The organism is Janthinobacterium sp. KBS0711 (assembly GCF_000988085.1).
Taxonomy (GTDB): domain Bacteria; phylum Pseudomonadota; class Gammaproteobacteria; order Burkholderiales; family Burkholderiaceae_D; genus Janthinobacterium; species Janthinobacterium lividum_E.
Map to the genome: position 1 here is coordinate 71,378 of NZ_LBCO01000024.1, position 10,178 is coordinate 81,555.

A 10,178-nucleotide genomic window follows, 5' to 3' on the forward strand; every position below is an offset into this window, starting at 1 on the left:
CCTGATAAAAGAATACTGAGAACCATGATGCAGTCTACGATTTCTACATTACCTCCTTACCTGAGTCTGTCGATCTGGGTGCCGATCATTTGCGGCGTCCTGATCCTGGCTCTCGGCCGTGACAGCAAAGCGGGCTTTACCCGCTGGCTGTCGCTGGCTGGCGCCGTGCTCAGCATGCTGTGCACCTTGCCGCTGATCCAGCATTTCGACAACGCCGCACACGGCATGCAATTCGTCGAAAAAGCACCGTGGATAGCAACCTTCAATATCTGGTACTCGCTGGGTATCGACGGCCTGTCGCTGTGGTTCGTGCCACTGACGGCCTTCATCACCGTCATCGTCGTCATTTCGGCTTGGCAAGTGATCGAGAAGCGCATCGCCCAGTACATGGGCTCGTTCCTGATCCTGTCGGGCCTGATGATCGGCGTGTTCTGCGCGCTGGACGGCTTGCTGTTCTACTTCTTCTTTGAAGCAACCCTGATCCCGATGTTCATCATCATCGGTATCTGGGGCGGCTCGAACCGCGTGTACGCGTCGTTCAAGTTCTTCCTGTACACCTTCTTCGGTTCGCTGCTGACCCTGGTTGCCATCATCTACCTGCGCAATGTGTCGGGCACCTTCGACATCCTGGCCTGGCATGCGTTCAAGCTGACGATGAACGAACAGATCTTCATCTTCCTGGCCTTCCTGATGGCGTTTGCCGTCAAGGTGCCGATGTTCCCCGTCCACACGTGGTTGCCGGACGTCCACGTGGAAGCGCCTACGGGCGGTTCCGCCGTGCTGGCCGCCATCATGCTGAAACTGGGCGCGTATGGCTTCCTGCGTTTTTCGCTGCCGATCACGCCTGACGCCAGCCACTACCTGTCGGGCTTCATGATCACCTTGTCGCTGATCGCCGTCATCTACATCGGTCTGGTTGCCCTGGTGCAAACCGACATGAAAAAACTGGTCGCCTATTCGTCGATCGCGCACATGGGTTTTGTGACCCTGGGCTTCTTCATGTTCAACGACATTTCGGTGCAGGGCGGTATCGTGCAGATGGTCTCGCACGGCTTCATCTCCGGCGCGATGTTCCTGTGCATCGGCGTGCTGTATGACCGCATGCATACCCGCAACATCGCCGACTACGGCGGCGTCGTGAACCGCATGCCAAAATTTGCCGCCTTCTTCGTGCTGTTCTCGATGGCCAACTGCGGTCTGCCAGCGACGTCCGGCTTCGTCGGCGAGTTCATGGTGATCCTGGGCGCGGTGAAATACAACTTCTGGATCGGTCTGCTGGCTGCAACGGCACTGATCTGGGGCGCGGCGTACTCGCTGTGGATGGCCAAGCGCGTGGTGTTCGGCAAGATCAAGAACAAGCATGTGGCCGAACTGACCGACATCAACAAACGTGAATTCTTCATGCTTGCTGTGCTGGCCATCGCCGTGCTCGTGATGGGTCTGTACCCAGCCCCGTTCACCGACACGATGCAAACTTCGGTTGCTGACCTGCTGCAGCATGTCGCCACCAGCAAGTTGCCTTAAATAGAAGACCGATAACATGACTAATGCACCTAATCTGGTACCGCTGTACGCGGAAATCTTTCTGCTGATCGCCACGTCGGCGCTCTTGCTGATCGATATGTTCTTGCCTGCGGCGAAGCGTTCGATCACCTATGCGCTGTCCTTGCTGACCCTGGCCGGCTGCGCCTTGCTGACCGTGGGCGACTTCAACGCGGGCACCACCGTCTATACGTTCCACAACATGTTCGTGTCGGACCCGATGTCGCAGCTGCTGAAACTGTTCTCGTACGGCGCCGTGGCGCTGACCCTGATCTACTCGCGTGCCTACGCCACCGACCGCAATATGCTGTCGGGCAACCTGGGCGGCGAGTTCTACGTGCTGGCCCTGTTTGCACTGCTGGGCCAGATGATCATGATCTCGGCCAACAATTTCCTGATCATCTACCTGGGTCTGGAACTGATGTCGCTGTCGCTGTACGCGCTGATCGCGCTGCGCCGTGACAATGCCAAGGCCACGGAAGCGGCCATGAAATACTTCATCCTGGGCGCGCTGGCTTCCGGTTTCATGTTGTACGGCATCTCGATGCTGTACGGCGCGTCCGGCACCCTGGACCTGGGCGAACTGCGCGTGGCGCTGGAAAACGGCAAGACCAACGGCACCATCATGGTCTTCGGCCTGGTGTTCCTCGTTGCGGGCCTGGCCTTCAAACTGGGCGTCGTGCCATTCCACATGTGGGTGCCTGACGTGTATCAAGGTTCGCCAACGGCCGTGACCTTGCTGTTGGGCGGCGCGCCGAAACTGGCCGCGTTTGCCATCACCCTGCGTTTGCTGGGCGAGGGCTTGCTGCCGATGGCGCATGACTGGCAGCAAATGCTGCTGGTGCTGGCCGTGATGTCGCTGGCCATCGGTAACTTCACCGCCATCGCGCAAACGAATCTGAAGCGCATGTTGGCGTACTCGACCATCGCGCAAATGGGCTTCGTTCTGCTGGGTCTGCTGTCCGGTACCGTTGACGCACCGAACAACACCCTGAACGCGGCTGGCGCAGCCACCGCCTACGGCGCCTCGATGTACTACGTCATCACCTACGTGTTCACCACCCTGGGTACCTTTGGCGTGATCATGTTGCTGGCACGTAGTGGTTTCGAAGCGGAAGAACTGGCCGATTTCAAGGGCCTGGGCAAACGCAGCCCGATCTTCGCGCTGGTGATGACCCTGTTCATGTTCTCGCTGGCTGGCGTGCCGCCGCTGATGGGCTTCATGGCCAAGTACTCGGTGCTGGCTTCCGTGCTGGCCACGGGCCAGCTGTGGCTGACGATTGCCGCCGTGCTGTTCTCGCTGATCGGCGCCTTCTACTACCTGCGCGTCGTGAAAATGATGTGGTTCGACGAGCCGACGGACAGCAACGCGCTGGTCGTGCATGGCGACATGCGCGTCGTGCTGGCCCTGAACGGCGTGTTCGTTCTGGCGCTGGGCGTGATGCCTGAGAGCATCCTGGCGGCCTGCGCTTCGGCCATCACCAAGACCCTGGCGTCCTGACCGATGGATGTCACCGTCTCGAGCTGGCTGGTGATCGCCCTGGGCATCCTGGGCGCCAACCTGCCTTTCTTGAACGAGAAACTGTTTGCCGCCGTGCCCCTGAAAAAGGCGGCGCAAGCGGAGCAGGTCTGGCGCAAGCCGCTGGCGCTGCGCCTGCTGGAGATGGTGATTCTGTACTTCATCGTCGGCGCCGTGGCGTTCGCGCTCGAAGCGCGCATCGGCAACGGTTTCCCGCAGACGTGGGAGTTCTACGCCATCACCGGCTGTCTGTTCCTGGTGCTGGCTTTCCCAGGTTTTGTCGGACGCTACCTGCGCAAACGCCGTTAGCAGCAACCACCGAAAGCGGCGCCTCTGGCGCCGTTTTTTTATTGAATAAAGGAATTCCATGGATACGAATCTGATTGAAACCAAGGTGGATGGCGAGCTCGTCTACCAAGGCGGCTTCCTGCGCGTGCAGCGCGACCGTGTGTCTCTGCCGGATGGCAAGATCACGGCGCGCGAATTCGTCCTGCATCCGGGCGCCGTCGTCATCCTGCCGCTGCTCGACGATGGCACGGTGCTGATGGAGCGCCAGTACCGCTATCCGCTGGACCGGGTCTTCATTGAATTCCCGGCTGGCAAGATCGACGCGGGCGAATCGCACCTGGCGTGCGCCCAGCGCGAGTTGCTGGAAGAGACGGGCTACACGGCCAGCGACTGGCAATTCGTCTCCACCATCCACAACGCCATCGCGTATTCAGATGAACACCTGGAACTGTTCCTGGCGCGCGGCCTGGTCGCCGGCGAACGCCAGCTCGATGAAGGCGAATTCCTCGAGACATTTACAGCCACCGTGCCGCAGCTGCTCGACTGGGTCAAGGATGGCACGATCACGGACGTGAAAACCGTTATCGGCATCTTCTGGCTCGACAAGATCACCAGCGGCGTGTGGCAGCCGGCCTGATACAGCGCATGCGCACGGCAATCTTCCTGCTGCTGGCGGCCGCCAGCCTGGGCGCGCACGGAGCCGCGCGCACGCCGTTTCAGGTGCGCTGCGAAGACACGATCAGCAAGACGGTGTCCGTGCTGACGGCGCAGCAGAATGGCTACAGCATCGACACGCATCTGCCGTACAAGGCCCTGACGGTGATGAAGGGCACGGCGCGCGCCAACACCTGGGTGTTGGGCTTGACCAAGACGGATTCGCGCGTGGCCATCGCCCTGGCCGGTCCCATGCTGCAAGACCCGGCCAGCGGCTATGAATGTGTGGCGCCGCAGATTACCGTGTCCCTCACGTATGCGCCCGTGGTGATCTATATCGGCCGCGAGTTTGCCCCCGGCACTTGCGCGTATGATGAGATACTCGCGCACGAGTTGCGGCACATGAAAACCTATATGGAACACTTGCCGCGCGTGGAAAAGACCGTGCGCGCGGCGCTGGCCAAACGCTTCGAAGCGCGGCCCCTGTACGCGCCCAGCGGCACAGCCAAGGCGGCGCTGGCGCGCGAGATCGACACGGGCTGGCTGCCCTACATCAAGGCCGAAATGCGCAAGGTGGAAACCTTGCAGGCGGCCATCGATTCTCCACAGGAATATGCGCGCCTGGGCAAGGCGTGCAAAGGCGAAATCCAGAACATCCTGGCGGGCAAGGCAGCGCCCGCCAACTAGACAAGGAATGGCATGACAGCAGCACCGAACACCATCCGTTACTTTGCGCTGATCCCCGCCGCCGGCGTGGGCGCGCGCATGGAAGCGGGCAGTCCCAAGCAATATTTAGCCATCGCCGGCAAACCCATGCTGCGCCATGCGCTCGACGCCTTTCTTGCCAGCCCCCTCATCGCGCACACCTATGTCGTCGTCAGCGCCGACGATGGCGTGATCGACACGGTCGTGCCGGAGCAGGGCGTGACTGTGCTGCGCTGCGGCGGCGCCACGCGCATGGAAAGCATCCTCAATGGCTTGCACGCCATGCACGGCAGCATCGCTGCCCACGACCAGGTGCTGGTGCACGACGCGGCGCGGCCCGGCCTGACGCCGGCGCTGATCGAAAAGCTCATTACCGAAGTCGGTGGACATCCGGCCGGCGGCTTGCTGGCCTTGCCCGTGGTCGACACCGTCAAGCGGGCAGGGGCCGCCAATGTGTCAGCGCAGACGGTGCCGCGCGACCATCTATGGCTGGCGCAGACGCCGCAAATGTTCAGCTATGCGCTGCTGCACCGGGCCTTGTCCGAAGCACCCGACCCGCAAGCAATCACGGACGACGCCAGCGCTGTCGAAGCGCTGGGCCTGGCGCCCAAATTGATCGAGGGCCACCCGCGCAACCTGAAGGTGACCCTGCCGCGCGACATCCACACGGCCGAGCTGTATTTGGCCCATCCTTGAATTCCAGAGAGACCCGCATGAACCCAACGACTTCCGACCTCCCATTTCGCATCGGCCAGGGCTATGACTGCCACGCGCTGGTGGAAAACCGCGACCTGATCATCGGCGGCGTGAAAATCCCCCATCACCTGGGCTTGCTCGGCCACTCCGACGCCGACGTGCTGCTGCACGCCATCACGGACGCCATCTTCGGCGCGGCCGCCCTGGGCGACATCGGCCGCCATTTCCCCGACACGGACGCGCAATTCAAGGGCGCCGATTCGCGCACCCTGCTGCGCGAAGCCGTGCGCCGCGTGCAAGCCACCGGCTATGTGATCGGCAACATCGACGCCACCATCATCGCCCAGCGCCCGAAAATGGCGCCGCACATCGCCGCCATGTGCGCCAACGTGGCCGAAGACCTGGGCGTTTCCGTGGGACAGGTCAACATCAAGGCCAAGACGAATGAAAAGCTCGGTTACCTGGGCCGTGAAGAGGGCATCGCGGCCGAGGCCGTGGCCTTGCTGCTGCGTGCCTGAGCGTGCCCGGCAGCGCTTTTTAATGATTTCTGAAATTAATATTTCCAAATTGAAATTTGGTGAAAATTTAACGTTATTGTCATGATAATATTTGTCCGCTTTTCGGACGCGACAAGACGTCACCTATAACCACGGGAATATTGAGAGAACGGAATCATATGAAGAGTCGTATGCAGGGGCCGGCATTGTGCTGGCTGGGCGCCAGCCTGTTGGCCATGGCTATGCTGGCCGGGTGTGGCGGGGGGAGCAGCAGTGATGGCAGCGTCGTGACGCCGCCCGCAGCCGTCGTGCCGCAAGCTGTCGTTGTGTTTGCCGGTGCGGTTTCCGCAGCTGCCGAAGGCGCAGATGCCATCGGCAGCATGGGCGCACCGATCGAACTCGATGCTGGCGGCAGCAAGGATAGCGAAGGCAATGCGTTGAGCTTTGCCTGGAGCATTGTTTCCAAGCCCACCGACAGCAGCCTGAGTTTGCAGAGCGCCACAGTTGCCAAGCTGGGCTTCCAGGCCGACGTGCTGGGCAGCTACGTCTTCAAGTTGCGGGTCTCCAATAGCAAGGGTGGTTTCGCGGAAAAAAATGTGACGGTGCTGGTGAATAACCGCGTACCGAACGCCGTGATCGTCGTCAACGCCACGTTCACGGCGCAACCGGTCGTCAAGACGCCCGTGGCTGTATCGATTGGTTCCGGCATCGTGCTTGATGCCACGGGCAGCATCGATGCCGATGGCGACAAGGTGACCACGACGTGGGAATTGATCCAGAAGCCAGCCAGCAGCACCTCGGTGTTGTTTGCTGCAGGTCAAACGGCCCGTTTCTCGCCGGATGTGCTGGGCTTGTACAAAGTGCGCGCCCGCGGCGCCGATGGTAAGGGCGCCTATGCCGAGACCGTGTACCAGTTCGATGCCAACAACAGCATTCCTACTGGTGTGATCCAGGGCACGGTGGCGGTGGTCAGCCGCGACAACCAGAGCGTACCCGTGGGCCAGCCCGTCGTCACCAGCGGCATCCTGAGCTATGACGAGGGTGGCGCGCAATTGACTTATGCCTGGGCGGTCGACAGCCGGCCTGCCGGCTCCGTAGCCACCGTCGGCGCAGCTGCTGCGGCGATTCCTTCCTTTACGCCGGATGTGGCCGGCGCCTACGTACTGTCGCTGACGGTCGGCAATGGCCGCCAGACGGCGGTCGCCTACCTGAAGCTCAACGTATACACGTCGACGTCCAGCGTGCTTCCGCTACCGTTCAAACCGGTCGACATGCGCTATAGCCTGGCCATTGACCGCCTGGTCGTCGTCACTGCCGAGCCCGATGCCGTGAAAGTCATCAATCCGGTCGATGGTACCTTCACCAGCGTCAATCTGCCGGCCGCGGTCAAGGCCTTCAATCTGAGCCCGGATGGCAAGCTGGCTGGGGTGCTGCATGATGGTGTGGTCAGCCTGGTTGACTTGGTAACAGGTACATTGCTGAACTCGACGGGCACTGGCGGCACGCAAACGGAAGTGTTTGTCACCAATGACGGTGTGGTATTCCTCACGGGTCAGACGCTGGTTTCATCCGCGCGGCCGGCAATTGCAGTCATTAACGGCCGTACGGGGCAGGCTTTGCCTTCGCTGGATTTTTCCAGTGGCGGCGGTTTCTATGGCGCCTTGCGCGGCGTGTTTGCCACATCGAAGAACAAGGCTTTTCTTTCGCAGGGCAGTTACTCCAGTCTGGCCTATTTCACCATCGACCCTGCAACGAATGCCATCCTGACCAGCGGTAGCACCTACAGTGAATACAGCGTGCCATCGCCGTTCGTCCTGTCGCCGAAGGAAGATCTGTTGTTTGCCGCAAATGGCACCTACTTCAATACCGATACGCTGAAATATGTGGGGCGCTTTATTTTCGGTACAAGCAGCAGTGGTCTCAGCAATAATCTGCAGTCGATGAGTTATTCGCCGATCAAGGCGGAAGTGCTGTTGATGGAAAGCTCGCTTGACTATCTTTATCCGGCCTACGATACGACGTACCAGACCAGCTACAAGAAGTATAGCGGCGAGCTGTTGTTCGCTGCGGGCACTGTCAGCCTGCCGGTGATTGGTGGCGAAGCCAGCTATGGTATCGGCGTCTTCCACACGGCCGCCGGCGATCCGGTGGCGCTGGTGCAGACGGGCGGTGCACAGAAGGGCGCCACGCGCGCCAAGTACTATCTGGTGTATCGCTGATCGCATGAAAACGGCGGCGCGTCCGCCGTGCAAGATGTGATATTTTAGAAGGCGGCGCGATGGCAAAGACCATCCCGGCCGCCTTTTTTCATTGACGACACAGGAGAATTCCCGATGCCAATCATCAAGCGCACACGCCTTGCCAACGCATTGCTGCTGGGAGCCTTCGCGGCCTGCGCCATGCCCGCCCACGCCGAACTGCAAGCCACGGGCGAGCCCCCCGCCGCCAAACAGGGCTGGAAGGCCGAGACCGTCGCGCAGGGCGTGCGCCAGCCGTGGGGCATCGCCTGGCTGGGCGAGGGGCGCGCGCTCGTCACCAGCAAGCTGGGCACCTTGCACCTGCTGAATGGCAAGACGTTCAGCGACGTGGCGCTGGAAGGCATGCCCAAGGTGTTTACGGGCGGGCAGGGCGGCCTGCTCGACATCGTGATTCACCCGCAGGATGTCAGCAAGCCGAATCCACGCGTCTACATGACGGTGTCGACGGGCACGAATGACGCGAACCGCACGACCCTCGTGCGCGGCGTGTTCGACGGCAAGAAAGTGACGGGCATCCAGACTCTGTTCAAGGTGGCCACGGACAAGAGCGGCGGCCAGCATTTCGGTTCGCGCCTGCTGTGGCTGCCGGATGGTACTTTGCTGATGAGCGTGGCCGATGGCGGCAATCCGCCGCTGCGCATCGGCGACCGCCTGGCGCGCGAGCAGGCGCAAAACCTGGCCACGCACCAGGGTTCCATCCTGCGCCTGACGGAAGACGGCAAACCGGCGCCCGGCAATCCGCTGGCGGCCAAGGGGGCCTTGCCGGAAATCTGGTCGTACGGCCACCGCAACGTGCAGGGCCTGGCGCTCGATCCTGTTTCCGGCCGCGTGTGGGCCACGGAACACGGGCCGTATGGCGGCGATGAGCTGAACCTGGTGACGGTAGGCGGCAACTATGGCTGGCCTTTGCAAAGCTATGGCGCCGACTACAAGACGCATGAACCCGTCGGCAAGCACGAAGTGGCGGGCATGCTCAATCCAAGCGTGGCCTGGGTGCCGTCGCCGGCGCCGTCGGGGCTGGCCGTCTACACGGGCGACAAGATCGCCGCCTGGCGCGGCAGCATCTTCAGCGGCGGCCTGGCGGCCAAGGATATCCGCCGCATCGCCGTCGATGCCAGCGGCAAGGTGACGGGACAGGACCGCCTGGACATCGGCGCGCGCGTGCGCGACGTGCGGCAGGGGCCGGACGGCTACCTGTATGCGCTGACCGATGAGGATAATGGCCGCTTGCTGCGCATCGTGCCGCAGTAACACGGCAGGCGCGGTCTTCGCTTAAGATGGCGCCTTTACTTCATTCAAGGTGGCGGCATGGCCCGTGATACTTATGCATACCGGCACGTTGCCGTCGAATCGCGCGCCGTCAACGGCCGCGTGGAAATCCGCCCCGTGCCGGGCCAGGCCTTTTCGCCCGAGCTGGCTGTGCAGTGTTCGCGCCGCCTGGCCGACCTGCAGCGCTATCCGCTGGGCAGCCGCTTTTTACTGTTTGCCAAGCTGACGGACCGCCTGGGCGGTATTCCCTTCCTGTATGCGTATCACGGCGACGCGGACGTCGTGATGACGCCGGCCGACGTGGCGAAATTCCTTGGCGAATTCCGCCGCGGCCGTATCTGATTTCTACGATGCGATGCAGGCCACGCCAGCCTTGGCGCTGGCCTGCGGCTTGCCGAAGATGGCGATCGTCAAGGCGCAGCCGAGGGCGAACAGGCCACCGATCACCATCGCGCTCGATACGCCCAGCCGGTCGACGGCCATGCCTCCCAGCAATGCTCCCGACGCCAGCGACACTTGCACGATGGCGACAAACAGCGCGCTGCTGCCTTCCATCAAGTGGGGCGCCGCCTTGAACATCCACGTCTGCACGGCGATCGGCATGGCGCCGAAACCGAAGCCCCACACGGCCACCAGCAGCATGGCCGTTAGCGAATGGCTGCCGAATGCGGCCAGGGCCAGGGTGGACAAGCCCAGCACGGCGCCCGTCACCATCAGCGCGGCCCGTTCGTAGCGGCCGGCGGCCCAGCC

10 protein-coding genes and 1 pseudogene are annotated in these 10,178 nt (G+C 62.0%); 10 read left to right on the forward strand and 1 reads right to left on the reverse strand.

All coding sequences use genetic code 11. From position 1 onward, the window contains the following. The first annotated feature begins 24 nt into the window (after nucleotides 1-24). From VM94_RS12905 to VM94_RS12950, 10 genes are all read left to right on the forward strand, one after another. Complete coding sequence (locus tag VM94_RS12905) at nucleotides 25-1,524, forward strand: NADH-quinone oxidoreductase subunit M (protein ID WP_035820511.1); 1,500 nt, start codon at nucleotides 25-27, stop codon at nucleotides 1,522-1,524. A 16-nt stretch (nucleotides 1,525-1,540) separates the two neighbouring features. Continuing rightward, entirely contained in the window at nucleotides 1,541-3,043 is a 1,503-nt protein-coding gene (gene nuoN / locus VM94_RS12910) for an NADH-quinone oxidoreductase subunit NuoN (RefSeq protein ID WP_046683859.1), read from the forward strand. Nucleotides 3,044-3,046: 3 nt separating this feature from the next. Continuing rightward, on the forward strand, nucleotides 3,047-3,370 hold the full coding sequence (locus VM94_RS12915; protein ID WP_046683860.1) for a DUF2818 family protein: 324 nt from the start codon (nucleotides 3,047-3,049) through the stop codon (nucleotides 3,368-3,370). Between the two features lie 58 nt (nucleotides 3,371-3,428). Continuing rightward, nucleotides 3,429-3,986: an NUDIX domain-containing protein gene (locus VM94_RS12920; RefSeq protein WP_046683861.1), complete on the forward strand. Its 558-nt coding sequence runs from the start codon at nucleotides 3,429-3,431 to the stop codon at nucleotides 3,984-3,986. Nucleotides 3,987-3,994: 8 nt separating this feature from the next. Then, complete coding sequence (locus VM94_RS12925) at nucleotides 3,995-4,690, forward strand: membrane protein (protein ID WP_046684566.1); 696 nt, start codon at nucleotides 3,995-3,997, stop codon at nucleotides 4,688-4,690. A 12-nt stretch (nucleotides 4,691-4,702) separates the two neighbouring features. After that, on the forward strand, nucleotides 4,703-5,404 hold the full coding sequence (gene ispD / locus VM94_RS12930) for a 2-C-methyl-D-erythritol 4-phosphate cytidylyltransferase (RefSeq protein WP_046683862.1): 702 nt from the start codon (nucleotides 4,703-4,705) through the stop codon (nucleotides 5,402-5,404). A 17-nt stretch (nucleotides 5,405-5,421) separates the two neighbouring features. Continuing rightward, the gene (ispF, locus tag VM94_RS12935) at nucleotides 5,422-5,922 is read left to right on the forward strand and encodes a 2-C-methyl-D-erythritol 2,4-cyclodiphosphate synthase (RefSeq protein WP_046683863.1); all 501 of its coding nucleotides are present in this window, start codon (nucleotides 5,422-5,424) and stop codon (nucleotides 5,920-5,922) included. A gap of 158 nt (nucleotides 5,923-6,080) precedes the next feature. Continuing rightward, a complete protein-coding gene (locus VM94_RS12940; protein WP_138829160.1) occupies nucleotides 6,081-8,120 on the forward strand; it encodes a PKD domain-containing protein in 2,040 nt (679 codons plus the stop codon). Nucleotides 8,121-8,234: 114 nt separating this feature from the next. Continuing rightward, nucleotides 8,235-9,410 carry a PQQ-dependent sugar dehydrogenase gene (locus VM94_RS12945; protein WP_046683865.1) on the forward strand — a complete coding sequence of 392 codons (1,176 nt, stop codon included), beginning with the start codon at nucleotides 8,235-8,237 and terminating at the stop codon, nucleotides 9,408-9,410. 57 nt (nucleotides 9,411-9,467) lie between these two features. Next, on the forward strand, nucleotides 9,468-9,770 hold the full coding sequence (locus VM94_RS12950; protein WP_046683866.1) for a hypothetical protein: 303 nt from the start codon (nucleotides 9,468-9,470) through the stop codon (nucleotides 9,768-9,770). Nucleotides 9,771-9,773: 3 nt separating this feature from the next. Here VM94_RS12950 and VM94_RS28990 read toward each other — a convergent pair. Next, a pseudogene (locus VM94_RS28990) lies at nucleotides 9,774-10,178 on the reverse strand (MFS transporter); the annotation flags it as partial.

Excerpts from the sequence above, each read along its gene's own strand:
- VM94_RS12905 (WP_035820511.1), top strand. The coding sequence starts at position 25 with ATGATGCAGTCTACGATTTCTACATTACCTCCTTACCTGAGTCTGTCG.
- nuoN (WP_046683859.1), top strand. The coding sequence starts at position 1,541 with ATGACTAATGCACCTAATCTGGTACCGCTGTACGCGGAAATCTTTCTG.
- VM94_RS12915 (WP_046683860.1), top strand. The coding sequence starts at position 3,047 with ATGGATGTCACCGTCTCGAGCTGGCTGGTGATCGCCCTGGGCATCCTG.
- VM94_RS12920 (WP_046683861.1), top strand. The coding sequence starts at position 3,429 with ATGGATACGAATCTGATTGAAACCAAGGTGGATGGCGAGCTCGTCTAC.
- VM94_RS12925 (WP_046684566.1), top strand. The coding sequence starts at position 3,995 with ATGCGCACGGCAATCTTCCTGCTGCTGGCGGCCGCCAGCCTGGGCGCG.
- ispD (WP_046683862.1), top strand. The coding sequence starts at position 4,703 with ATGACAGCAGCACCGAACACCATCCGTTACTTTGCGCTGATCCCCGCC.
- ispF (WP_046683863.1), top strand. The coding sequence starts at position 5,422 with ATGAACCCAACGACTTCCGACCTCCCATTTCGCATCGGCCAGGGCTAT.
- VM94_RS12940 (WP_138829160.1), top strand. The coding sequence starts at position 6,081 with ATGAAGAGTCGTATGCAGGGGCCGGCATTGTGCTGGCTGGGCGCCAGC.
- VM94_RS12945 (WP_046683865.1), top strand. The coding sequence starts at position 8,235 with ATGCCAATCATCAAGCGCACACGCCTTGCCAACGCATTGCTGCTGGGA.
- VM94_RS12950 (WP_046683866.1), top strand. The coding sequence starts at position 9,468 with ATGGCCCGTGATACTTATGCATACCGGCACGTTGCCGTCGAATCGCGC.